The organism is uncultured Phascolarctobacterium sp. (assembly GCF_905212365.1).
Classification (GTDB): domain Bacteria; phylum Bacillota; class Negativicutes; order Acidaminococcales; family Acidaminococcaceae; genus Phascolarctobacterium_A.
On the sequence record NZ_CAJMEH010000013.1, the window covers coordinates 1 to 24,505 of the forward strand.

Sequence of the window (24,505 nt, forward strand, 5' to 3'; positions counted from 1 at the left end):
CAGCCTCCGCACGCAGCTGCTGCCACTCCTCGTCCGTATGGGCAGGAAAGCGAAACTCCTTAGGCCGCTCGCCCGTACCCTGGCCGAAAAAGTAGCGGCTGTAAATATGCCCGCCTACGCGGCAGGCAATGCCATAGCCGTCCTGATCGCGTTCAAAGCGCACATTGGCTTCCGTACCGCTCATCGGCCCGGCCTCCGTCATTAAATAGGAATCAAAATGCTCCTTGGTCAGCGGATAAATATTAGCGCCGCCAAAGGCCTTGTCGCTTCGGGAAAAGCGGTACAGCAGTTCCAGACGGCCTTCGTTTTCACGAATCAGAATATTTTCTCCGTTGCCGTAATAAAAGCCCAGAATATGCTTCACATCCTTGGGCGCATCCGGCGGCACTGCAGCCAACGCATTAAGACAGCCCGTTTGGGCATACAAAAGCAGACCGGCGACAAGTCCGGTCAAAAAATTTTGCAGCTTCATTATTGGATCAACTCCTTGCGCACATCGGCTAAAGCGTTAAGCCTGCCGCGCACCCTGGCAATATCTGCCAAATCGATGGTACAAGAAACGATTTCCTCCTCCATACCCGCTTCCGCAAGAATTTTGCCGCTGGGAGCAATAACCATGGAATGCCCGTAAAAAGGCGCACCCTTAAAGGAACCGGCGCAATTTACGGCAGCCACGAAGATATGGTTTTCCGCCGCTCTGGCCTGAGCCAAAAGGCGCCAAATATCGCCGCGGGCTTCGGGCCATTCCGCAGGGCAGAAGATGATCTGCGCTCCCTGCAGCGCCAAATGGCGGTACAGCTCAGGGAAGCGCAAATCATAGCAAATTGTTGAACCGCAGCACAAGCCGTCCAGCTCGAAGGCTTGAAAATTACTGCCGGGCGCAAAAAATCTTTCCTCATTAAAAAGGCCGAAAAGATGCGCCTTATCGTACATATTAACAATGCCGCCATCCTTAGCGATGGCAACGGAGGTATTATAAATCTTACCGCCGCGGCGCATGGGCACCGAACCGGCGATAATAGCGCACTGCTTTTCCGCAGCCAGCCGCTGCAATTCCCCGATAACGGGAGAAGCAGGCTCTTCCGCCTCCTCCGCCAGATGGCCAAGGCTGTAGCCGGTTGTCCATACCTCCGGCAGTACCAGCAGATCGTGGTCAGCCGCAGCGCTGCGCGCCAGCTGCAAGCCATGGGCCACATTGGCCGCTTTATTCTTTTCCAGAATTTCTAGCTGCAGCAGGGCGATTTTCATAATACGCGCTCCTTAGGCATCATATTGTTGCTTTGCAGACGGCCTGCGAAGAATTTTTCCAGCTTGCGGGTGCAGCGGGTAATAAAATGCTCTTTGCCGCCTAAGGATTCCACCCAAACTACCGGGTGTCCGGCAATTTTGGCTCCCAAAACGTCGGTCATCAGCTGATCGCCGATGAACAGAATCTTACCGCCGCCCATAGCTTTGGTAATCTGCTTGTAAGCCATCGGCATCGGTTTAGCCGCACGCATAATAGTGCCCAGTCCGGTTTGGCGGGTAATGCCTTTAATACGGTCACCGCCGTTATTGGAAATGAGCGCTACGTTAATGCCAACCTGGTGCAGCTGGCGAATCCAGGTCATGGCGCGGGGGCCGACTAAATTTTTGTCGCGCGGCAGCAAAGTGTTATCGATATCGACAACAATCTTCATATAGCCGTTGCGTTTCAGCCATTTAGCGGAAATGTCAAATAAGCTTTTTACTCTGTAATCGGGACATACATACTCTAAAATCATACTACCTTATCCTTTGGAAATTTTATTTCAAATGCGGTACCAGACCCGCATTTGCTGATTACTTCGGCGCTGGCGCCGTGGACGCGGATAATCTCCTTGGCGATGGCCAGCCCCAAACCCGTACCCGGAGTACTGCGGCAATGAGATTTTTCCACCTTATAAAACCGTTCCCAAATAAAGGGAATATCGGCTTCGGGAATCCCCTTGCCTTGGTCCTTAACGGTCAGCAGCACGCTGCCATCCTCAAGCTTATTCGCTCCTATTGATACAGTACCATTTTCTGGCGAATATTTCAAGGCATTATCGCCTAAAATAATAATTAACTGTACCATTTGATCGCCGTCGCCTAAAATTTTAATACTTTCATCGACATGCACGTTAAAAATAACGCGGCGCTTGACCGCCTTAACGCTCAATTTTTCGGCGACATTACGGATAATAACCGCCAACGGCAGCTCCTCCATATTATTAGTCGTCAGCGGATCGCTTGATTCCAGGCGGCTGATATCCAGCAGCTCGCGCACCATGCGCTCCAGACGCACTGTTTCTTCATTGATCAGCGTTCGATAACGCTGCAAAACCTCAGGAGCCGTCACCATACCGTCGCTGATAGCTTCGTTATAGCCGCGGATAATCGTAATCGGCGTCCGCAACTCGTGGGATACGTTAGCGACAAAGTCGCGGCGGATTTTTTCCGTGCGCTCCATTTTAGCGATATAATCGCTTAAATCCTTGCCTAAGGAGTTCAGCGCTTTCGCCAAATCGGCAATTTCGTCCTCTCCCTTCACTATAAGGCGGCGGGAATAATCGCCCAACGCCATGGCCGTAGCGCATTCCTTCATTTCCAGCACCGGCTTAATAATCAGACCAGAAAGCTTCTTCACGAGGAACAGGCTGAGCAGAATCGCCATAATACCCACGATCATTATATAAACATAAACATTGCGCAGAAATTTTTCAAACCCGCTCAAGGGCTCAATCATTAAAATAGCGCCCGTGTTTCCCGTTGGGATTCTGTAGGGCACGCCTACCAAAATAACCTGCTCCTTGTAATAGGGATGATAAATCTGCGACTGAAAGGATTTTCCTGCATAAATATCGTGCAGAATAATTTTTACCCGATAAGAAATGTTGCTGCCTTTAATATCCTGATCCAGCTTAATAGCGCTGTGTTGCAGTTCGCTTTCCGACGGCGCGCCGTATTTCAGGTACTGCCGCAGGGGATCGGTTTCGTCAGCCTTTTCCGGCCCATCGTAATAGGAGGCGGCGATCAGCTCGTACTTATCATTATACAGCCAGATGCGCGCGCCCACCAGACGGTCGACGGCAATAATATAGCGGTACAGCATATTCTTATCATCCATGCGGATAAAGGCCTCGATGGTCTCGCCCATTTCGTGACCCTTTTCGGCCAGCTCCTGCTCCTTGATCTCAAAGAAATAATCTGCGACCAGATAGGATATACCTGCCGTAACACCGACAACGATGATAACGATGATAACCATAAAGCTATACATCAGGCGGGTACTAAGTGACTTTCCCATGAACTATTTATCCTTGATCTCGAATTTATAGCCTACGCCCCAGATAGTGGTAATGTCCCACGTAGAATCGGGGGGAATGTTAAGTTTTTGCCTGATGCGTTTAATATGGGTATCCACCGTGCGCGTATCGCCGTAGTAGGAATAACCCCAGATAGTTTCCAGCAGCTGATTGCGGGAAAAGGCCTTGCCGGGATTGGAAGCCAGACACCATAAAAGCTCCATTTCTTTCGTGGTAAAGGTCATTTTATTGCCAAAGGCAGTAACCTGATATTGGTCCATGTCGATAATCAAGCCGTCGTAAGTAATGCGCGAAACGTCGCCGTTCTTTTCCTGAGTGCCGGTGCGGCGCAGCACGGCCTTCACGCGGGCCACTACCTCGCGGGAATTGAAGGGCTTGGTAATATAATCGTCCGCGCCGATTTCCAAACCGGCGATACGGTCGTCGTCCTCGTCCTTAGCCGTTACCATAATGATCGGCAGCTCGCTCATTTTGCGCACCTGCTTGCACACCTCGATACCGTCCAGAACGGGCATCATAATATCTAAAAGCAGGATATCGGGCTTTTCAGACTGCACCTTCAAAATAGCGGCGGCGCCGTCCTCGGCTTCAATAACCTCAAAGCCCTCTTTCTCAAAATATATGCGCAGGATCTCCCTAATCTGCGCTTCATCATCAGCAATTAAAATCTTTTGCTTTGCCATAATCATCACTCCTGACATCTACATGATGTTGTTATTTATTATAACACAAAATGATGTAAGCTTTAGCCACGTTCACAAAAGATTTACATAAATATGGCTATTTTATCAAAATTCACGTCAAAAACGAGTTTTGTCCATTAAAATACGGGCCGAAAGCTTTTTAATACCTGCTCGCGCCGCTTCCAGTCAGGCAAATAGGTGTCCAGCGTTCGTTTAAAAGCCGGGCTGTGATTGGGCACTAAAAGATGCGCCAGCTCATGCACCACAATCAGCTCCAGACAGGGCTGCGGCCAGCAGGCCAGCAAAATATTCAGGGTAACGGCCCCCGTCCGCACGTTGCAGCTGCCCCACAGGCTTTTCATCTGGCGCAGGCGCAGCTCCGTATAACGCACACCCATGCGCTGCTGCCATTGATGCAGCAGCGGCAGCGCAGCCTGCTCCGTCAGCCGCTTATACAAGTTTTTGACCGTAGCCGCCTGCCGCTCGCCATCCAGCGAACTACGCACATATAAATTAACCCTGTCCGGCAGCACCTGCATCCTGCGCGCTCCCGCATCCTCAATGAATCTGACCGGCAGCCGCCGCCCCCACAGGTAAAGCGAGCGTCCGTCAAAGGGCAGCGACATATCATAGCGCAACAGGCGGCGCGGCGTACTTTCCAAAGCCGTGGCCTTCTCCCGCAGCCAGGACAAATGCTCCTCTAAAAAGCGTTTAACCGACCGCTTGTCAATAGCCGCAGGCACCGACAGGCAAATGCTGCCGTCAGGCTTCAGGCGCAGAGTAAGGTTTTTAACGTCCTTATACTGCACCAGCACGGCAAATTCTGCCAGTCCTACCCGTTCCTCCTTATATATTCTGCTCACAGCTTCTCCATCAGCAGGTTGCGGCCCAGCATACGGTTATATTCCCACGCGCCCTTGCCCTCGCGCTGCTCAAACTGGTTCATAACGGCGTTGATCTCGTCGGCATAGTGAACGATGAAGGCCTCGCGGGTAGCGCAGGCCACAGGCGAACCCTTTTCGTTATCCCCGTGATGGGACAGCAAAATATGCTGCAGCTGCTCCAACCGGCTGGCAGGAATGCGCAGCTTAGCCGCCGCCTCCTGCACCATAAGGCTGGTCATGGCTATATGCCCCATAAAGCGGCCTTCGTTAGTATAAGGGAAGCCTATCTGCGAGGAAATTTCCCTGATTTTGCCCAAATCATGCAGCAGCGCTCCGGCAATAATCAAGTCCTTATCCACGCCCTCAATCTGGCCTGCCAGGGCTACGGCCAGATCTGTCACATCCACAGAATGCTGCAGCAAGCCGCCGATATAAGCGTGGTGCAACCGCGTGCCTGCCGGATTGCTGACAAATGCCTCGTAGGTATTGCCGCTGAAAATAGTTTCCAGCAGCATGCGCAGCCCGGGAGTACGCACCGCCTTAATATAATTAGCCAGCTTATTTTTATAAGCCTGCACGTCAAAATCGCCGTGGGGCAGCAAATTGCTGATATCGTCCTCCGGCACCAGATCTTCCAGGCGCTGCACAATAACCTGCAAGCTCATATCGTTGGCAAATTTATTGATATCCACCGCGCCGCCTATCATAAAAGCGGCCGGGCCCTCCAAATCGCGCATTTTATCCACCAGCACGGCGTCAAAGCAGATAAAGGGAATGCGACCGCTGTTGTCCTCCAGCAGCCCGCGGGCAAATACGCCGCCGTTAGAGGAATTACCTACCTTCTGTACCCGCACCAAAACAGCCTGACAGATTTTCGTACCTGCTTTAAAATTACTTATCACTTGCTTCACCTTCTATATTCTTAAACATGCCGAAGCAGCAGCGTTTCCTGCGCTACCTTTAAAACTACATTCCAATTTTTTTCTGCAAAGCGCAGCGAAAGCCTGTCGGCCAAATCCTCCAGCACCGGCCATTCTGTAGCCTGATGCCCCGCGTCGATAATATTCAGTCCGCTGAAAACCGCCTGCTGCGCCGTATGATATTTAACGTCGCCGGTCACCAGCGTATCGGCGCCCTTAGCCAAAGCTATCTCCGCCAAATCTGCGCCCGCGCCGCCGCAGACGGCTACCCTTTTAACTTTGCGCCCTGCGTCGCCCACAACCACATAATCAGCCCGCAGCGCTGCTTTTACAAAGGCTGCGAACTCGTTCAGGCTGCAGGGCTCCACGCTGCCTATACGTCCCAAGCCGGTTTGGCTGTCCAGCACATCGTCGTCGGCAATGCGCAGCCGCTTAACCAAAGAATCGTTGACGCCCTGCGCCACGCAGTCCAGATTAGTATGCGCGCTGTACACGGCAACGCCCTTTTCCGCCAGCTGTAAAAGCAGCTCCTGCTGCCAGCCCGCGTCCGTAATGCGTCCCAGCTTATGGAAAATCGCCGGATGATGGGTCAGCAGCATATCAGCTTTATAGTCAACAGCCTGCTTCACCGTCTCCTCCGTCATATCCAAAGCCAGCAGCAGCCTGCGCACCGGCCTGTCGCCGCGCCCCAGCATCAGTCCTATATTATCCCAATCCTCGGCCAGCTGCGGCGGAGCTATTTCCTCCAAAAGCCGGACCATATCCTTGACCGTAACCTGTGTTTTCACCTTTGCAGCACCTCCAATGCGGCTAACAAAGCCTGCAGCTCCTGATATTTAGCGCTAACGCGCGCTTTTTCGCTACGCTCCATATTAGTCAAAAGCTGGCGGCAGCCGTTAATCTGTCTTGCCAGCTGCTGCGCCAGCAAACGATGCCCCTTACGCAGCAGCACCGGCCCCACCGCGTACTCCGCAGCGGAATAAGCCTTGTCCTGTCCCGGTCTGGCGCAGATAATTTCGTAAAAATGCGGCGGATCGTCCACCAGCTCCTCGTCCGTCAGCTGCCAGCCGTTTGCCGTCAGCCATTGGCGCAGTCCGGCGGCTCCTGCCATGGGCTGCAACACCAGCAGCTTGGCAGAACGGGCAATTTCCGGCGCAGCGGCCAAAATACTGCTGATCGTACTGCCGCCCATACCGGCTATCACAATGCAATCAGCCTCGCCCGGCTGCAAAACCTCCAGCCCGCTGCCCTGGCGTACCTCCACACTATCCTGCAAACCATGCATGGCTACGGTAGTACGGGCAGCCATACACGGCCCTGCCGCAATATCGCCTGCCACCGCCCGGCTGATACGCCCCTGCTGCAGCAGCCACACCGGCAAATAAGCGTGATCCGTACCAATGTCGGCCAGCACGCTGCCCGCAGGCACCAAACGACCTATTGTTTCCAAGCGTTCACCTATCTTCATGCTAATCTCCTAATATGTCACTTATCAGCGCCGTCCTTTTTAGCAAACTGCGCCATATATAATCTGTAATACTCGCCCTTGGCCGCCATCAGCGATTCATGGGAGCCCTGCTCCACCACGCCGCTGCGGGACAGCACAACAATTCTATCCACATTGCGAATCGTCGCCAGCCGGTGCGCTACCACCAGCGTCGTTCTGTTATGGGACAGCTCGTTCAACGCGCCCTGAATATTCTTCTCCGTTTCGTTATCCAGCGATGAGGTCGCCTCGTCCAAAATTAAAATCGGCGGATTCTTCAAAAAGACGCGGGCAATAGCGATGCGCTGCTTCTGGCCGCCGCTCAGCTTGACTCCCCGCTCGCCCAAAGGCGTGGCGTAACCCTGGGGCAGCTGCTCGATAAAACGGTCGGCCTCCGCCAGCTTCGCCGCCCGCTCGATTTCCGCAGCGCTGGCCTCCGGTCTGCCATAAGCGATATTGCTGGTAACAGAATCGGAAAAGAGAAAAATATCCTGCTGCACGACGCCGATATTGCGGCGCAGGGACGCCAGCGACATGCTTCTGATATCGCGTCCGTCTATTAAAATGCGGCCCTGCTGCGGCTCGTAAAAACGCGGCAGCAAATTGCATAAGGTACTCTTGCCCACGCCCGTGCTACCTACAAAGGCCACGGATTCGCCTGCTTTGATGTGCAGCGAAAAATCGTGCACCACCGGCTCCTTGCCATCGTAAGCGAAGGTCACGTTTTCAAAGGTAATATCACCCTTCAAACAGCCTGCGTCCACAGCGTTTTCCGCGTCGGCAATCTCCGGCTTGATTTGCAGCAGCTGCTCAAAGCGCTGGTAGCTGGCTATACCCTTCTGGTAGCTTTCCGCCAAAGCGTTCAAACGCAAAACAGGCCGCACAAAAATATAAACATACAGCAAAAACGTAATCAAATCGCTGATCTGCATACGTCCCAAGGTTATCAGCACACCGCCGGCCACGATGATTACCAGATTGGTAATATTAGAAAAGAAGACCATGCTGGTATTGGAATGCCCCAAAAGATAGAAAGACTTTTTGCGCGCCGCCAGCAGCTTAGCCGCCACAACGTCCAGCTTGCCGCATTCCAGCTCCTCGTTATGAAAGGACTGCACCAAGCGTACAGCGCTCAAGCTTTCCGTCGTCTGCGCCGTCAGGTTGCCCACCTGCGAACGAGCCTCTCGCCCAGCCCGCTTCAGCTCGCGGTTGATAGTAACGGAATCGTAGGCCTTAGCCAATAGTAAAAAATTAACCAGCAGCGCCAGCTGCCAATTAATATAAAATAATATACCCACAGTGCCCAGCATAAAAATTGTGCACACCAGCAGGTAATTAGGCCCCAGGAAAATCAGCTCGCGTATTTCGCCCACATCGCCTACAATGCGCGACACCAGCTGGCCCACGCGCTGATTATCGAAAAAGCGGAAGCTCATGGACTGCACATGGCGGAACAGCTCCCGCCGCATATCCTGCTCGATGCGCGCGCCAATCATGCGCCCGTGGCACATCACCTGATAATTTATATAGCAGTTCAGCAGGTACAGCAATAAAAGCACCGCTGCGGCCCGCAGCAGCAAAGGAATATCGCCCAAAGGCAGCACTTCGTCCATGATATAACGCAGATACATCGGGAAAAACAGCTCGGCCAAGGCCGAAAGTACAGCTCCCGTCAGCGTCAGGGCTAATATTTTTTTGTAAGGAAGATAATAGCGTAAAAAGCGTTTTAGCATGCTTACCTCGTATAGATAAATTATCAGTATATTATACCATACGCGCAGCAAATTGGGTATGAAAAAATCCCTTCGGCGATGGAGGGCTCGAAGGGATGAAATAATATTAAGAAGCGTCTACTACATAAAAAATACATCTATATCTTGTTTAGTAACCAAAATCTCACCTTTATCAACTCCACATGCTGAAGCTAAATATTGGCTATACTTAAATCTGAGTTCAATATTTAATTTTTTATTAAAAGCAGCTTCCATGATATCACCAAATTCATTGTATTTTTTTATAATTTCAGTAATCTTACATTGCGTCTTAGTATCAAAAAATTCTATCTCTTTTTCTAAACGCTCCCTATATTGAGCCAGTAATACTTTTTCTTCATCTTTCACTAAAGGTTGAAGAATATCAGCGGCTACACTACCTGCTACGCTGCCTACAACGGCTCCAAGCATAGGTATCGGAATAACAGCCTGCCCTATCATACTTCCCAAAACAGACGCGCTAGTATTAAGGCAAATAAGTTTGCTATTGTCACAAAACTCTTCAAAAGAAATTTCACCTTGACGATAGCCATTTAATATTGCCAACATACCAAAACTAGCAGAAACAACACCACCGGCAATGGGCGCTGCAACATTAGCATAATTAGTTAGGCCATAAATAGCGAAACCGCTTATGCCCGCTTTTGCAGAGCTTTTTGTAGTTTCTAAACCAATCTCTTGCCAATCCGAAGCCGTAAAATCTTTTAGTGCTTTCCCACTTGCTCGCTTACGATAAACATTCAAAATCAATGCCAAAGCTCCGCCGACAGCAGCGCCAACCAAAGCGCTTTTGCCAGCTTCAGCTATATTAGCTCTATGGCTAGAATCTATATCCTTTATTTTCTCGTCTGCTTTGTCTTTTATATTTTTAACGATGCCTTGATTTTCCTGCTTCAGCCCCTCTCTAATATCGCTTAACGTCTCTTTAACTTTTCCTAACTGAACATCTGCGTATTTTACATGCGCTGATTTAACTATATCAGCAAAATCCATTCCACTTTCATCTTCTATTTTATGAATAGTTTCTAAAATTTTATTTATGCTATTAACATTTCTCCCAGAAAGCTCTCCATCGGACAGCAAATGCATAATATTATCATATTGATCTTTAGGTATATGATAATATGAGCCATCACCACGAGCAAAACCAATTCCTTCATATTTTCGTAAGTGTTCCAAAACATGCTTTAATGTATTTAATTCTTCATGACTAAATTTAGATTGAACGGCAGCATTATCAATCAAATAATCTGCTGGCGCATTAACAGTCCTACCAACCACATCCGGATCAATAACGGCTCTATCCATCAAGCCATGTAAAGCAGCTTCAGCATTTACTATTCCAACTTCTACTTGCTCTGCTATTTCCCCATGTTTAGTTGCCATATTACCTAAAATGTGATTAGGTGCATTCACAAAATCTTCTACTATATTAATTTTAGACAATGCTTCAGCAAGATTATTATCTTGGCGGCTCAAAACTCCAGCAGTTTCAGTAATTACTTGCGATTTAAGTCCAACAGCTTCATTTATCCTGTCTTGATTAATACGGTCAATTATCGCCGCAATAGTCTGCATTTTTACATTATTGGTATCCATCTGCTCATACCTTCTTCGACAATAAAGCTGCTAAGGCTTTAGCGCTATTGACAAAAGAACCTAATCTATATTTTTGTTGGTCGGTCAAAATACTATAATCAGATATATGCTGCTTCAATAAATCTATAAATTCATCATTTAACGCCCAGTACAGATTATTAATCTCAACAGTAATGTGTCTGATTTCCACTTTTTTAGGTTTGATTTCAGTAATGCCTTCAACGATGTCCCGCCTGCATTTTTCCGCCTGCTCTGCGTTCTTTTTATTTTTACTACTCAAAAAATATGCGCTTGTCAATAAAGCGCCACCGCAGACAAACCAACCCACAGGTCCTGCTAAAGCAAGTAAAGCCTTACCAGTAACCATACCGCCGCCTCCGGCGCTTAACGCGCCTCCTCCTAACCAAGCTAAAGCTGCATTTTGAGCTGCCGCGCCGGATAAAGTAGCTATAGCTGTTCCCGTAGAAGCATGTCCAAATGTAGTTGCTACAGCCATAGCGGCGGTAGGTCCCAACGTAGCAACTCCTGCGCCTGCTGTAGCAATCGCAACACCGCTATTTTCAGCGACAATAAGTTTTTTGCGTTCTATTTCTAAATGTTGTAGTTCTTTTGCAAAATTTTTCAAAGCATACTGAATTTCGCTTAATTCTGCTTGCATTTCTTTAGGAGTATTGGCAATCTTATTTACAAAAACTTCTATTTCTGTTAATAAATTATTAGCGCTTTGTTTTTTACTATATAACCTCTGAGCACTATATAGAACTGCTTCACGTATTTCATTGTATTCATATTCTATTTTCCGTAAATCTGCTAAACTTTCTTCTCGTAAATCGCTATTAAACATATCTTCCTGCCCCCTTAGTCCTCAACCATAGCACACCATTTTTGATATTGGCGCAAAGAAGCTACAAACACTACGATAGCAGTTAATCTTTGCCATTTTTCATCATTAAAGACGCTTTCTTTAAGAAAAATACTAAATAGAAAAAAAGGATTTAAAACTGAAGCTACACAAACAAAAGGAAATACTTTTCCTTTCATATTCAATCTATCAATACCATAATACACCCCCGCTTCTAAGAAAAGCTGATTGATAATAAAATAATGAAAAACTCCTGGTAATTGGTTATTGCTTAATAATTTTTCCAAACCACTCTTCAAAAACTCATTTTCAATAGCATAAAATTCATCCCTGTCTATTTTTCCATCCAGCCACAACTCCTTCAATTTATCTAAAGCTTTACTCTCTATCTCTTTCCATAGAGCCCTGCCAGCATGAATAATAATATTATCCCGCATTACTTCCATCAACTTTACCAATACTAACCGCTCCAAACATTCAACATCATATAAAGACAGAGCCTGTTGCGGAATATACTTTATTTGTAAATTTTTAGCTACATCCTTTAATATCTCGTCATAATCCGGTGAATATTCGTCGGAAAAGAATGCATATAACCCTCTGATTTCCTTGTTGAAAGCACTGGCTTTCCCAAGATTAGTCAAATCTTCCAAGATAATTTTACCATAGCTATCGCACAAGCGTGCGAGCATATTCCATTCCTCATCATTTTTTATTCTTTGCAAAACCATATCCAATGCGTCATTTTTACTCATACATCATTTCTCCTTTATCAAAAACTAAACTTAAAATATCTTTAATCAGCATTAAGTCTGTCAGCAAATCTTTGCTTCTGGCGCATAACACCAATGAACACAACCGCACCTATTGTTTTTTTCCAATTAGTATCGCCTAAGCAATATAAAATAGACATCGCTGTCAACAACCAGCCTATCGGTCCTAATAAAGTGGATAAAACTCTGCCAATTACCGGTCCCGCTACCGCTACGCCTATTCCTAAACCCAAATATCTACTAATAGCGAAAAAGATTTGGTTAACAAGCACATATAAAGCAAAGCCTGCAAGTCGCCCAGCAACAATCGTCGCTAAAGCACCACCGGACATACTAACTTTTTTGAGTTTTGCATATTCTTCAGCAGTAATTTTTCCTTCTGCATAAAGCTTGTCAACTCCCCGCATTGCATCCTTCTCTATTTTATCCCAAGCGGCAAATCCTTCTTCTTTAATTATCTTCTCCCTAGCTTGTTCTAATACATTAGCAATTATGCTGTTCTCCAAATTTTCAATATGTCCAATACTTAATGAAGCAGGTATATTCTTAATGGATAATTTTTTAGCCGTTTCTTTTAAAATTTCATCATAATCAGGCTCATAAGCGTTACGAAATATATTTACGAAAGTATTGCCATAATTACTACGTATTTCCTGATTGAAAAATTTCACTTTTCCCGACAAACTTAAATTTTCCAATTGTACGCTAGAACTGCAATCGCAAATCTTTAATAAGCTCTGCCAGTCCTCCTCATCTCTAATTTGTTGTAATACTACATCCAATGCATCGTTTTTCATAATAACCGTGCCTCCCTTAATAACACTTCATTAATTTTTCTATATTTTAATTATCATCCTTTAGCATATCCATCAATGCTTCTTGGATAAGCTCGACGTCAGCTCTGGCTTTCTCCATTTGCACCATCTTGATGGAAAACTCCTGAATAACCTTTCTCCTAATCCTCCTCCATAACCTTATACAAAGCGTATGCCCCTCCTGCCAGGGCCGCCACTCCTACGGCGCAGCTAAATAAGAACGGCGCTGCCGGAGCCAATAACACAATACCGCCACAGGAAATTATAATCTTATTATCTAACATTTTCTTTACCTCCTTCTACCTCGTCGCTAACTAATTCTACATTGCCGCCCTGACTGCGCAGCCACATATCTATGCCATTGCCAAAAACCTCTGCCTTAATCAGCCATCCCTGCTCATCATGCCTGGTAATTTCAGCTGTAGGCAGCCTGTCCAGCACAGCTTCTACAGAAGGTCCTTTATAATAAAGCTTAATGCGGCGCAATCTTCCTCCATACATAAATTGTACGCGCTTACGAAATTCTCCCTCTTCAAAGCGGTCTGCATAAGGAACTTTAAAATGCTTATCTGTAACAGTAAAATTCTGAATTCTATCGATACGATAAATCGTAGGATACGGATCATTATCAACACTATAATTAATCTTTTCGTCTTTCTGTTTCACAATAAAGCCCATCAAATAAAAATAAAACTCAGAAAACATTATTCCCACCGGCTGCAAAACACGCTGGACAATTTTATCATCCAAAGTACGATGATAACTCAGCAATACTTCTCTCTGTTCCCTGACAGCCTCCGCTAAGCGCCAGATATCGCGCAAAATAAGCTTTCCATGCTTTGGCTCCACATAATGCAGCCTTTCGTTGCCAATCAACGCTGCCGCTTTAGTCTGACTAGCCAAAGGCGTACAAGCAGCTCCTATTTTATCTAAAATGGGATACAGCTCTTCTTTAGTCAAAGCTCTGCTCTCCAATAAAATTTTCAAGACAGCAAAGCCCTCCTCCGCAGTCAAGGTATTCTTAGAAGCAGAAATAAGCTTGTAGCCCTGTAGCTTTTTATCATAAATTATATCCTGATTTATTTCCGCATTTTCATTCTGATCATGCAAAAAAGAACGCAAATCATCAATATCACGCTGAATTGAACGCACAGAGCAGCCAAATCTCTGCGCCTCCGCCTTGCGATTCAATAAATTGCCCTGCAGCAAACGTGTATATATACTTAACAATCTATCTTTAGTCATCATAATACCACCAATTCATGTAAAATATATTTTCGCTTGAACAAAAAAAAATTCATATCTATATTTTTCTCTATTCGTTTAAATTTTCCTGCCAATCAGTAAAATTTCCATAATAATTTTTACTATGTCGTTTGCCATCGCAACAAATCTGCTCCTCTACTCCGGTAATCCAACCACCAAATTTCATTGCCGGAATAAAAATAATCACAAAATCAATTATTCCCTTAAAGCCGTATTGCTGGAGTAATACCCGCATAATTTACCAACTCCTTCGTTCAAAGTTAAACTTATCTTTATATTATTAATTATACGCGCATACAGTGTCATATTTTGTCACTCTGTTGAAGAAGTATAAAAATAAACCGTAATTTTTTGTTGACAAAACGAACGGCAGCCTTTATAATTAGGTATATAGTTTTGGGGGTATAGCTCAGCTGGGAGAGCGCTTGAATGGCATTCAAGAGGTCAGCGGTTCGATCCCGCTTATCTCCACCACTTGTTAATCAGCAGTCCGCAAACACGGACTGCTTTTTCATGCGCTTAACCATCCAAACTACAACGCTTCGATCCCGCTTATCTCCACCACTGGAAACACAGGCCCTGCCTTATTTGGCAGGGTCTTATTTTTATTTGGCGTCCAATTTTCAAAACGCCCTGGTGCCCATTTGGTGCCCAAACACTTCAGGCAGCTATTTTAAGGACAGCTACACCTAACAAAGATAGCAAAAATATTCGTTGCTTTTTTAGCGCACTAATTTTCGTTTTCTTCTCTTGCGCGTATTCTTTGCACGTAGCACTATAGAATTTATCGGTTTATGGGAAAAATTAAACAATCCTAATTTTAAACTGGTCGAATTCGACCAGTTTAAACAAGAAGCTGGTTCTAACGCATCGGTATAACAGCCGCTCAATGGCGGGCTGCCAATCCAACCGCCAAAGGTAATGTCCGGGATGTCGCAACGATAGAGCAGCTTATCGTATTGGCAAACCTAGAATGCTTGAACGCCGAATACGTACAGGAAGGCTTATCACAGTCCGAACGAATTTTAAGGCTTAATAAAACTGCCGCTTTTCAGTTAAACGCCTTGCTATCCAAGCCGTTAAAAAGTGTGCATAATCTTAAAAGATTGCAAAAATGGTAGCAAAAGCCGGAGCTTAACGCTCCGGCTTTCTTTATACCCTTACCATATTAAAATGCGTCTTTAAAAATACTACCGCCGACAAATTCGCGCAGAATGGAATTATTGGGCATGGCGTTATCGTCGATCTGCTTGACATAATACAGCATATTCAGCAAGCGGCGCGCCGTCATATAAGCCCTGCCGGATTTGGGCTGCACCGCTTCCAGCAAGGGCACAGCGTACTTTTTCAATACGGCCAGCTCGTAAATCAGCGTCGTATTAAAAATCACGTCTGCGCTGCACTGGAACGGGAAAATATACTTTTCCTCGCCCTCACGCACGTCCTTCCACAAGGCCAGCGTAGCCTCCGCATCGTGGGAGCGGAACTGGCTGTCGCGCACAATGCGCCGCAGCAGGCGCACGTCAGTCGTATGGATGCGGTTATAGGCGTCGAAGGACATGGGCGTCAACGCGCTAACGTACAGCTTCATTTTATTAGCCGCAGGGATGGAGGCCGTCAGCTTTTCGTTCAAGCCGTGAATACCTTCCACCACCAGCACCGAATTATCCGTCATCTGCAGCTCGTTGCCGCGGTACTCGCGGCAGCCGGTACGGAAATTGTACTTGGGCAGCTTAATTTTTTCGCCCGCCAGCAGCTTCTGCAAATGCTCGTTGAACAGCTCTAAATCGATAGCCTCTAAACATTCAAAATCATAGCTGCCATCGGCCTTGCGCGGCGTGTCCACCCTGTTCAGGTAATAATCGTCCATGGATATCGGCATAGGCCGCAGCCCGTTGACAGCCATTTGAATGCTTAGCCGCTGCGCCGTTGACGTTTTTCCGGACGAAGACGGGCCAGCAATCAAAATAAGCTTCAGCTCATTTTTTCTGGCGGCAATCATATCGGCTATGCCCGCCAGCTTCTTTTCATGCAGCGCTTCAGCCACCTGAATGATTTTATCGGCATAGCCCAAGCTGATGATGTTATTAAGCTTACCGATAGTATTGCACTGAATCATTGCGGACCATTCTTCCGCCTCCTGGTAAGCGTCGTTAAGACGCGGCTGGTCCACAAAGGGCGGCAGCTGCGTCCAATCCCCCGTATCGGGGTAATTGATAATAACGCCGTCGTCGTAAGGTAATAGTTCAAAGTTCGGCACATAGCCCGCATTCGGACACATTGCGCCGAAAAAGTAGCCTGGCATATCCTGCAAATAATATACCGTCAGCGTAGCGTCATCCGGCAGTTCGTCAAGCAGCGCTTCGCTGTCCGGCGTGCGCAAACGGCTTGTTTTCCCCATCGCTTCGCTTTTAGCAAAGCGTTTCAGCGTAATCAGCTCTTTAGCCGCCGCCATTTGCTTCATATAAGCTTCGATGGCTTTGATATTCTCAGGCGTAAGCTTGATGCTGCTTTTATCCAGGCAATACAGGGCGCTGCCCAGGGTATTGCGTACCTCCAAATCCACGTCGGGATAAAGCTTATAGCACGCCGCCAACAGCATAAAGAGCAATGTGCGCGTATAAGTCCGCATGCCCTCCGCCGTGTTGACCTCGATAAAATCTACCGTGCCATCCGTATACAGCGGCTTTTGTAAATCCACCGCTTCGCCGTTGAATACGCCTTCCACGATGGGCGATTTAAACTTATCCTGTATGGATAAAGCCAAAGGCAAAAGGCAGCTGCCTTCCTCCACCTGCCGCAGCTGCCCGTTCGGCAGCTTCCAGGCTAACATATTACCGCTCCACGGCTTGCATAGCCGCATTCACTTTGGCAGCCATACCGGCAATTTTCTTCAAAGGCACTGCGCATACAGCGATACGCACACCGGCAGCCAAAGGCACGGCAAAAATATTGTCCTCATGCAGCTTTTCGCAGATAGCGTCCGGGTTCTTAGCCGGAATAGACAGGAAGAAGCCTGCTACATAGGGCAGCATGGGCAGGCCGCATTCCTTAGCTTCTTTAGTAAAGAGGTCGGCGCGGGCCTTAATCATCTGATAGTAGTAATCGCGTTCCTTGCATACGGCGTCCAACAGCTGCGGGTCGCTGTAAATAGCGGCCAGAGTACGCATAGCGGGGCGGTTGATGTTGGACCAAGTAGCGCGGCTGGTATATTGGTTGATGGCGGCAAATTCTTCAATAACGTCCTTATCGGAGGAAATGCCGATCATAGCGCCCGTGCGCTGGCCGTACATGGTAAAGCCCTTGGACATGCTGTAACCGACGATAGCCAGAATATTAGCGGGGAGGTTGGACAGCTTTTTAAAGATTTTGCGCACTTCTTCCTTTTCACCGGCATAATCGATATAGGCTACGTCCAGGAAGAAAACGATATTTTTACCCGGTACGGCAGCCTCTTTCAGCACGCTCAGCACGCCGTCCATATCCTCCTCGGACAGGCTGTAACCCGTAGGATTATGCGCAGGCGTATTCAGCAAGTACAGCAGATTGTCCTGCTGCGCCAGCAGCTCGTCCACCTTCGCCTTCAAAGCGGGAAGATTGAATTTATTATTTTCGTCCAGCATTTTATAGGTGGTGAATTTGCGGCCCATATCGTCGCACAGCACCTTATAAGCGCCCCAGTACCAATCGGAGCACAGAGCGGTTTCGCCCTCGTCCAGATAGTTCCAGATGGCATGGTGGATAGCGCCGGTGCCGCCTGCGGTAGCTACGGCGGCAATATAGCCGTCGGGACGGGAATTGCCGAAGGCCGCGGTCAGTACGCAGTCCAAATATTCCGGCAGGCCGCTGATGGGAGCGTAAGCAATCAGCTCGTTGGTGCTCAGGCCGCGGTAAACCTTTTCGACGGTCGGCAGGCAAACCAGCTGCTCCTCCTCGTCCAGAATAGCGCCAATGGTAGCGTTGGTAACTGCGTCCTTGCCGTATTTGGCAGCGGCAGCCACAGCAGCGGCGTTAGCGCCAAAAATCTTATCCTGAGCAGATTTTCCCTTTGCATGCTTTGCAGCAATACTCATAGCCATGATTAAAACCCCTTTCACAATAGCCTTGTTTAAAATTTATTAGTAAACCCTGATGAACAAATTACAGGTCGATTACCGTAGCGCCGCTGCCGCCAGCCTCCAAGGCTGCCGTTTCCAGCTTTTTCACAAAGCGGTTAGTGCTTAAATAAGCCGTCAAACCGGCGCGCAATGCGCCCGTACCCTTGCCGTGAATCAAGCGCAGCTGGCCGATACCGGCGATTAAAGCGTCGTCGATAGCCTTATCCACCACGGGAATCGCCTCGTCCAGCGTCATGCCGCGCAGGTCGATTTCCTGCCGCGCGCTGCCGGACTTCGCTACAAACATCTGGTGCGCATAGTTGGCTGCGGCGTTCTTACTGAAGCCCTTGCGCTTCTTGGGCGCAGCGTCCGTACTAACGGGCTGCGCTTTCGTCAGCAGGCATTTGGCGGCAGGCACATTCATCTTCAAAATGCCCACCTGCACCGTTACCTCACTGCCCTTAACGTCGGTAACGACGCCGTTCTTGCCCAAGGAAATCACAAAGACATTCAGCCCCTTCTTCGCCGTTTTAGCGCTTAAAGGCGCGCCCTCCGGCAGCGGAGCGTCCTCGCTCAGGGTCTTGTTCAGCTTTTTGCGCGCTTCCTCCGCCGCCTGCTCCAACCGCTTGGTGTCGAAGTCCGCCTTCATAGAACGCAGCTCCTTAAGTACCGCTTCGGATTCCCGGCGGCTGCGGCGGTAAATTTCGTCCGCTTGCTCCCGCGCTTTACGCAGCATTTCGTTCTTGCGCCGTTCAAATTCCGCCTTGGAATAGGCCAGCGCGTTGCGCAGCTGCTCGCTTTCGCGGCGCAGCTCCTCGATTTCCTTGCTGCCGCTTTCGTAACGGCGGCGTTCGCTGTCCAGCTCCTGCAGCACATTTTCCATATGCACATGCTCCTGGTTCAGCAACAAGCCGGCACGCTCTATAATGCCTTCGCTCAGGCCCAAACGGCGGCTGATATTGAAAGCGTTGCTGCTGCCCGGCACGCCCATCAGCAAACGATAGGTCGGCCGCAGCGATACGGGGTCAAACTCCACGCTGGCGTTTTCCATGCCATCGTGTCCGTAAGCGAATGTTTTCAGCTCGCTGTAATGAGTCGTCACCATGGTCAGCACCTTTTGCTCGTGCAAATGCTCCAGCATGGACATAGCCAGCGCCGCGCCCTCGTTGGGGTCCGTACCGGCGCAGATTTCGTCCACCAGTACTAAATCGCCGCTGCGCACCTCGTTTAAGATGCTAATAAGATTAGTCATGTGGGCCGAAAAGGTACTCAAGCTCTGTTCGATGCTCTGCTCGTCGCCAATGTCGGCATAAACGGCGCGGAACACCGGCAGCTTGGCGCTCAGCGCCGGTATGAACATACCAGTCTGCGCCATCAGGGCGAACACGCCCACGGCCTTCAGCGCCACGGTTTTACCGCCCGTATTAGGGCCGGTAATCAGCAGCATGGTAAAGCGGTCGCCCAGCTCCACGTCCAGCGGCACCACCGTATCCTTGTTCAGCAAGGGATGACGTCCCTGCTGAATAGCAACGCCGCTGCCCAGCACCATCATGGGACGCACGGCGTGCTGCTCCTGCGCCAGCAAAGCCTTGGCGCAGATTACGTCCAACTTAGTGAAAAATTCCAGCGTCACCAGCAAGGCGCCAGCTTCCGCGCCTACGTTCTGCGTCAGCTGGCGCAGAATACGCTCCACCTCTTGTCGCTCTTCGGCAATATAACGCTTGATATCGTTATTCAGGTTGACAACAGCCAGCGGCTCGATAAACAGCGTCGCGCCCGTACCCGACTGGTCGTGAACGATGCCGGGGAAGTTCATTTTATATTCCTGCTTAATGGGAATAACGTAGCGGTCGCCGCGCATCGTCACCAGATTATCCTGAAAATACTTCTGATTATTGGGGTCGTGCAGAATACTGTCCAGCTTATCCTTAACTCTGTTTTTGGCAATCTGGATAGCTGTACGCAGACCGTTGAGCTTAGGTGAAGCGCTGTCCTTGATTTCGCCGTGCTCGTCCACAGCGCTCTCAATCTGCTTTTCCAAGCGGCCGAACTGCTGCATCTCGCCGCTGTATTCGGCCAAGACCGGCGCAGTTTCGGCATTGGCGTTCAAAAATTCCTTCATGGCGCGCAAAGCCTGCGCCGTAGTCAGCACATGCAGCAGCTCCTCCGGCTCCAGCACGCTGCCCAGCTCCGCCCGCTTCACGTCCGCCGTAATATTATAGGCGCCGCCAAAGGGAAAGCGCTTGCCTTCGTCCAAAAGCCGCAGAGCCTCCGCCGTTTCCTCCTGCAAGCGCTTAACTTTGCCGAAATCGCTTTCAATCTGCAGCGCCGTTACCGCCTGCTTGCCCAAAAAGGTTGCGGCCTTAGCGGCCAGCATATTTTTTACTTTATCAAATTCTAAGGTTTTTATCGCAAAGCGCGCCATTTACATCACACCTCTAAAATAATGCCCGCGCGTCGTACCCGGCAGATTTTCCGGCGCAGCCACAGCTCCGCCCAATACCTGACGGTACAATGTTACCAGCTCGCCCAAGCGCGCTTCGTCGTAATCGCGCCCATCGATGCGCAGGCTGGCTACGCCAATTTCCGCCATATGCTGCACATTAGCCAGCAAAGACAGCTCGTGAGCGTTCAAAATGTGCATGCGGCAGAACTGGTCCGTCGCCACAGGGAAGCGAGCCTCCTTGCGGTCGCCTAAATACAGCTGCTCGCGGCAGTTAAACTGGCACGGCCCTTCGTGCAGCCTGCCTAAAAAGCTGCCGCCCACGCAATATTCGGAAACCATCATTTCCAAGCGCCCCTGAATCACACATTCCAACGGCACCGGACTGACGGCGGCCAGATGCTCCACCTGCGCCATAGTCAGCTCCGGGCTGAGTACGGCGGCCGCAGCGCCGTTTTCCTGCCAGAACTGTAGGGCCTGGCTGTTAAAAATATTCAACGACATATCCGCAGCCAGCTTCAAGCCCGCATACTTCCTGCCCAGCGGCCACAAGCCGTTATTATTGATATACACAAGGTCGGGCTCCAGCTGCTGCCACAGAGCGAACAGCTTGTCAAAGTAACCCAGCTGCGCCTCCTTAACGATACGGGGCGTAGCGAAGGCCAGCTGCCTGCCAGCCTTACGGCACAGCTCCGCTGCCTTAACGTAATCCTCGTTGCTGGGCAGCTGATGATTAAAGCAATCGCCGCCGAACAAAATACGCTCCGCCCCTGCCCGCAAGGCTGAGTTTACCTTGCCCAGACTATCGCAATGCACCGTCAGCACGCTGCTTATTCCGGTACGTTTATGAGCCTTGGGCTGCAAGGGCTCGTCATATTTATGCACGGTCTGACGCGCAGGCGCGAAAGCAGCCAAACGCGCCGCATCCAAAGATTCGCAGGCCATGCGCCGCGCTTCGTTCATTTCGCTCATAGGCACCATAACGCCCTCGTCATGCTCAAAGCGCAGGCTATTCAAGAAGTATTCCGTCGTACCCAAACGGTCTATCTGCTTGCGCACCACGCCGTCGTCCAAAGCCCGCTTACGGGCGGCCTCCACAATAAAGTCCGTTTCGCCGTAGCCGGTATTGCCCTCGTCGTCGGTCAGCGTTACCGTCATGGACTGCCCTAAGCTGGCAGTCACCACGGCATCCACCGGAATGCGGCGTTTAGCGTCCGGCCCGAAGAACTGCTGAGCGTAAGCCATCAGGCGGCTGTCCAGCGTGCGGAACACGCGGTCGTTCAGGCGCACGCCGTTAGGCACGTCGATAACTACCTGCTGGCCTGCTCCCGCCGCTTCCACATTTTTGCCGTTTAAAAGCATACTGGTAACGGTCGTGCCTACGCGGCCGCCCACGCTTACCCAAAATTCTAGGCCGTCGCCCAAGTGCAGCTCCTTTTCCAGCTTTACGCTAGCCTTATTGCGCTGCTTGTCCAGCTTCGCCACACGGCCGATAAGCACGCCGCGGTTATTGGGGCGGCGGTCGCTCATCATTTCCTTGCCCGGACGGTTAGTTAAATAAGCCGTCGTAAAATCACGGTTAAAAATCTGCTCGATATTAGCCAAATCCTCCGGCGGCACATGATAATCGCCTGCCAGATAGCTGTCCATAGCGCGGCGGTAAGCGTCCACCACCACCGCCACATATTCGGGACGCTTCATGCGCCCTTCAATCTTATAGCTGACCACGCCCGCTTCAATCATCTGCGGCAAAATCGCCAGCGTATTCATATCCTTGGGGCTCAGCAAATACTGGCCTGCGTCCTTGCCTGCCAGCATATCCTCGCCCTTGCCGTTCAGCAGCTTATAGGGCAGACGGCATGGCTGGGCGCAGCGCCCTCTGTTGCCGCTGCGGCCGCCAATTAAGCTGCTCATCAGGCATTGGCCGGAATAACACACGCACAGCGCCCCGTGAATAAAGGTTTCTATCTCGCTGCCGCGGCTGCAGGCCGCCTGAATTTCCTTCAAGCTCAGCTCACGCGCCAGCACGCTGCGCTCCATACCTGCTGCCACAGCAAAATCCACGCCGCTGCTGTTAGTCAGCGTCATTTGAGTGCTGGCATGCAGCGGCAGCTGCGGCACCAGCCTGCGCGCTAGGCGGATAACGCCCATATCCTGCACGATGATGCCATCCACGCCCACATTATTCAAAAACAGCAGATAGGCCGCCAGCTCCTCCAGCTCACTGTCGTCCACCAGGGTGTTGACCGTAATATACAAACGCACCCGATGCATATGGGCAAAATATACCGCCCTGGCCATTTCCTCCTGATCAAAATTGCTGGCGTAGGCGCGGGCGCCAAAGGCCTTGCCGCCCATGTATACCGCGTCTGCTCCGGCGTTGACCGCAGCCTCCAGCGCTTCCCAGCTGCCAGCCGGAGCCAGCAGCTCCAGTTTTTTCTTCTCCATATTATTTCACCCTTCGCGAATGGCGGCCAGCAGCCTGTCATAGCGCTGCTGCAAAGCGTCCAGCTCCGCCGCCAAATCCAGCGCCGTCCACACAGCCAGCTTTTCCCGGTGCTGTATGTTCTTTTGCTCAGCCAGCCTCCGCATGCGCTCGTCCACCATCTGCGCCACGCGCAGCACCTGTTCCTGCGGCGCAGAGGTGCGCAGCATATAGGTGTCGTTACAAATTTTTACAGAAACAGCCGCCTTTTCCATACTTACTCCTTACGCGCCCTGCACAATTACCGTAAACGAAAAGCTGTCTAGAGAAAGCTTTTCCCAGGGGCGCTTGTATTCCATTTTAATATTATAGGTACCGGGCTGCTCCACATACAGGAAAACTATCTCCACGCCGGGAGTGCCTACGCGCTCCTCCTCAGCCCGCGGAATGGTAAAGGAGCTGCCCACCTTCTGCACATTGGACGAAGAAGCGCTCATAACCCAACCGTAGCCGGAAGAAGGATTAGCGTCTAGCTTTAAAGCGATTAAGCCGCTCTTTTCCATCACCAGCGTTTTCTTCGTCGCCGAAGCTGTCAGACGTGCTACCTGCATAATGCGCCCCGCTTCGCCGATACGGACAAAAGGCAGCACCTGGGAATAAGGCACCGCTAAAGCGTCATAGGACGCATATTTGCCGCGGCTACACAGCAGGCCGTTTTCGGTAAACAAAACGTCGTCATAGCCGTGCAAAGCGTCTTTAACAGTATCGTTATTGATAAAAAAATCCGTTACGCCAAACTCTGCCCCTGTGGTCAAATCAAGATTCAGCCCGCGGTAAGCCATTTTGCTGCCGTTCCTGGCAGTCAAAAGCACGCTGACTAGGCTGGGACGGTTCAGCGTTACCTCATAATCGATGCTGCCGCCGCCCACCTGACGCGACAGCTCCTGGGCCGCCGCTAAAATCAGGCCGTTGGCCTTTTTCTCTAAATCAACGCTGTTGCTGCCGTCAATATAGGGCAGCACAGCCTGCGCCTTACCTACGGAAGTTTCCTGCCGCAGCACCGTAGTCTGCTGGTCGGCAAATACCGGCAGGCACAGCGCTAAACATAATAAAGTAGTCAAAAGAATCTTCATGCAGCCGCCTCCTTTGCTCAG

Annotated in this window: 22 protein-coding genes, 1 tRNA gene and 1 pseudogene; 1 reads left to right on the forward strand and 23 read right to left on the reverse strand. The window is 49.8% G+C overall.

Features of this window, described 5'->3' with window-relative positions; genetic code table 11:
- The 17 genes and pseudogenes from QZ105_RS03620 to QZ105_RS03700 all read right to left on the reverse strand — a co-directional run.
- Positions 1 to 472: pseudogene (locus QZ105_RS03620) on the reverse strand (hypothetical protein); the annotation flags it as partial.
- On the reverse strand, positions 472 to 1,248 hold the full coding sequence (locus QZ105_RS03625) for a carbon-nitrogen family hydrolase (protein WP_293728492.1): 777 nt from the start codon (positions 1,246 to 1,248) through the stop codon (positions 472 to 474). The gene QZ105_RS03625 and the pseudogene QZ105_RS03620, both read right to left, overlap by 1 nt.
- The gene (locus QZ105_RS03630; RefSeq protein ID WP_293728493.1) at positions 1,245 to 1,763 is read right to left on the reverse strand and encodes a YqeG family HAD IIIA-type phosphatase; all 519 of its coding nucleotides are present in this window, start codon (positions 1,761 to 1,763) and stop codon (positions 1,245 to 1,247) included. The genes QZ105_RS03625 and QZ105_RS03630 overlap by 4 nt, the downstream gene beginning before the upstream one ends.
- Complete coding sequence (locus tag QZ105_RS03635; RefSeq protein WP_293728494.1) at positions 1,760 to 3,307, reverse strand: HAMP domain-containing sensor histidine kinase; 1,548 nt, start codon at positions 3,305 to 3,307, stop codon at positions 1,760 to 1,762. Before QZ105_RS03635 ends, QZ105_RS03630 begins: the two co-directional genes overlap by 4 nt.
- Before the next feature lie 3 nt (positions 3,308 to 3,310).
- Positions 3,311 to 4,015, reverse strand: coding sequence for a response regulator transcription factor (locus QZ105_RS03640; RefSeq protein WP_293728495.1), 705 nt, complete (start codon positions 4,013 to 4,015; stop codon positions 3,311 to 3,313).
- 131 nt (positions 4,016 to 4,146) lie between these two features.
- Positions 4,147 to 4,872: a SprT family zinc-dependent metalloprotease gene (locus tag QZ105_RS03645; RefSeq protein ID WP_293728496.1), complete on the reverse strand. Its 726-nt coding sequence runs from the start codon at positions 4,870 to 4,872 to the stop codon at positions 4,147 to 4,149.
- A complete protein-coding gene (locus QZ105_RS03650; RefSeq protein WP_293728497.1) occupies positions 4,869 to 5,795 on the reverse strand; it encodes an HD domain-containing protein in 927 nt (308 codons plus the stop codon). Before QZ105_RS03650 ends, QZ105_RS03645 begins: the two co-directional genes overlap by 4 nt.
- 20 nt (positions 5,796 to 5,815) lie before the next feature.
- Entirely contained in the window at positions 5,816 to 6,601 is a 786-nt protein-coding gene (locus tag QZ105_RS03655; protein ID WP_293728498.1) for a Nif3-like dinuclear metal center hexameric protein, read from the reverse strand.
- A complete protein-coding gene (locus QZ105_RS03660; RefSeq protein ID WP_293728499.1) occupies positions 6,598 to 7,281 on the reverse strand; it encodes a class I SAM-dependent methyltransferase in 684 nt (227 codons plus the stop codon). Before QZ105_RS03660 ends, QZ105_RS03655 begins: the two co-directional genes overlap by 4 nt.
- Positions 7,282 to 7,298: 17 nt before the next feature.
- Complete coding sequence (locus QZ105_RS03665) at positions 7,299 to 9,032, reverse strand: ABC transporter ATP-binding protein (RefSeq protein ID WP_293728500.1); 1,734 nt, start codon at positions 9,030 to 9,032, stop codon at positions 7,299 to 7,301.
- A 120-nt stretch (positions 9,033 to 9,152) separates the two neighbouring features.
- Positions 9,153 to 10,670 (reverse strand): hypothetical protein, encoded by a 1,518-nt coding sequence (locus tag QZ105_RS03670; protein WP_293728501.1) that lies wholly within the window; start codon positions 10,668 to 10,670, stop codon positions 9,153 to 9,155.
- 4 nt (positions 10,671 to 10,674) lie between these two features.
- Complete coding sequence (locus QZ105_RS03675; RefSeq protein WP_293728502.1) at positions 10,675 to 11,514, reverse strand: hypothetical protein; 840 nt, start codon at positions 11,512 to 11,514, stop codon at positions 10,675 to 10,677.
- 14 nt (positions 11,515 to 11,528) lie between these two features.
- Positions 11,529 to 12,287 carry a hypothetical protein gene (locus QZ105_RS03680; RefSeq protein WP_293728503.1) on the reverse strand — a complete coding sequence of 253 codons (759 nt, stop codon included), beginning with the start codon at positions 12,285 to 12,287 and terminating at the stop codon, positions 11,529 to 11,531.
- A gap of 41 nt (positions 12,288 to 12,328) precedes the next feature.
- Positions 12,329 to 13,102, reverse strand: a complete 774-nt coding sequence (locus QZ105_RS03685; protein ID WP_293728504.1) for a hypothetical protein — start codon at positions 13,100 to 13,102, stop codon at positions 12,329 to 12,331.
- A 158-nt stretch (positions 13,103 to 13,260) separates the two neighbouring features.
- Entirely contained in the window at positions 13,261 to 13,404 is a 144-nt protein-coding gene (locus QZ105_RS03690) for a hypothetical protein (protein WP_293728505.1), read from the reverse strand.
- A complete protein-coding gene (locus tag QZ105_RS03695; protein ID WP_293728506.1) occupies positions 13,394 to 14,368 on the reverse strand; it encodes a YafY family protein in 975 nt (324 codons plus the stop codon). Before QZ105_RS03695 ends, QZ105_RS03690 begins: the two co-directional genes overlap by 11 nt.
- Before the next feature lie 67 nt (positions 14,369 to 14,435).
- Positions 14,436 to 14,621: a hypothetical protein gene (locus QZ105_RS03700; RefSeq protein ID WP_293728507.1), complete on the reverse strand. Its 186-nt coding sequence runs from the start codon at positions 14,619 to 14,621 to the stop codon at positions 14,436 to 14,438.
- Between the two features lie 163 nt (positions 14,622 to 14,784).
- On the opposite strand from QZ105_RS03700, the gene QZ105_RS03705 reads away from it, so the two are divergent.
- A tRNA-Ala gene (locus QZ105_RS03705) sits at positions 14,785 to 14,860 on the forward strand.
- Positions 14,861 to 15,554: 694 nt separating this feature from the next.
- Here the strand turns inward: QZ105_RS03705 and QZ105_RS03710 are convergent.
- From QZ105_RS03710 to QZ105_RS03735, 6 genes are all read right to left on the reverse strand, one after another.
- A complete protein-coding gene (locus QZ105_RS03710) occupies positions 15,555 to 17,219 on the reverse strand; it encodes a nucleoside kinase (protein WP_293728508.1) in 1,665 nt (554 codons plus the stop codon).
- A 1-nt stretch (position 17,220) separates the two neighbouring features.
- A complete protein-coding gene (locus tag QZ105_RS03715) occupies positions 17,221 to 18,465 on the reverse strand; it encodes an aminotransferase class I/II-fold pyridoxal phosphate-dependent enzyme (RefSeq protein ID WP_293728509.1) in 1,245 nt (414 codons plus the stop codon).
- A 61-nt stretch (positions 18,466 to 18,526) separates the two neighbouring features.
- A complete protein-coding gene (locus QZ105_RS03720) occupies positions 18,527 to 20,908 on the reverse strand; it encodes an endonuclease MutS2 (RefSeq protein WP_293728510.1) in 2,382 nt (793 codons plus the stop codon).
- Complete coding sequence (locus tag QZ105_RS03725) at positions 20,909 to 23,374, reverse strand: U32 family peptidase (RefSeq protein WP_293728511.1); 2,466 nt, start codon at positions 23,372 to 23,374, stop codon at positions 20,909 to 20,911. It abuts the gene before it with no gap.
- 6 nt (positions 23,375 to 23,380) lie between these two features.
- A complete protein-coding gene (locus QZ105_RS03730; protein WP_293728512.1) occupies positions 23,381 to 23,626 on the reverse strand; it encodes a cell division protein ZapA in 246 nt (81 codons plus the stop codon).
- Between the two features lie 9 nt (positions 23,627 to 23,635).
- Positions 23,636 to 24,484: a protease inhibitor I42 family protein gene (locus QZ105_RS03735; protein ID WP_293728513.1), complete on the reverse strand. Its 849-nt coding sequence runs from the start codon at positions 24,482 to 24,484 to the stop codon at positions 23,636 to 23,638.
- Positions 24,485 to 24,505: the final 21 nt, after the last annotated feature.